This is a genomic window from Vibrio sp. D173a (assembly GCF_030248475.1).
Genome location: NZ_JAHGAH010000266.1, coordinates 1 through 699, shown reverse-complemented (window position 1 = coordinate 699; position 699 = coordinate 1). Strand labels below are relative to the sequence as shown.

The window sequence follows — 699 nt, the reverse complement described above, 5'->3', positions numbered from 1 at the left end:
CTTCCAATACATCAATCATTGCGATAGCGTAATCTGATACAGAGATTTTGCTGTTACCCTCAGCATCCGTTAATAGCTGATCACCACCAATGCGATATTGAGATGTCGTTTCACCTGGGAAGATCTCTGCAGCTGGGCTAACAAATGTCCACTGCACATCGCTGTTTGATTGTTTGAATACTTCAAGAGCTTCACCCTGAGCAAGCGCTTCGGCTTTGTACTCTTCTGGGAAATCAGGGACAGTAACCAATTCCACGTTAGGCGCTACTTCCAAAGAGCCAGCTCCACCAACCCACATTAAGCGACGACCGCTTGGCAATTCAGAGAGTAGTTTCTCCGCACTCTGTTTAACCAGTTCATGATTGCCCAGTGCACGTCCACCAATTGAGGCAATCACCACATCGATATCAGATGTCACATCGTTGATCTTCGCTTGTGGATCGAGCAAATCGAAAGTACGAGCTTCTAAACCTTCTTGCTCAATTCTGCTTGAGTCTCTCACAATCGCGACAACTTCATGACCACGTGATGCTGCTTCTTTAGCAATGTGGCTACCAATCCAACCTGATGCACCTAATACTGCAATTTTCATAATGATTCTCCGTTAATTAATTCTGTGTCTCGACAACCATTGCAGTCTAATAGCATGCTTATGTGTGATAAATATCGATTAATGATGTAGATTGTATCGATATAAGT

General features: G+C 43.8%; 1 protein-coding gene. It reads right to left on the bottom strand.

Going from position 1 to position 699, the window contains the following annotated elements; genetic code table 11:
• Positions 1-592 (bottom strand): NAD(P)-dependent oxidoreductase (locus KIV40_RS23585; RefSeq protein WP_285351614.1); only part of this gene is annotated, 592 nt, incomplete at its 3' end.
• Positions 593-699: the final 107 nt, after the last annotated feature.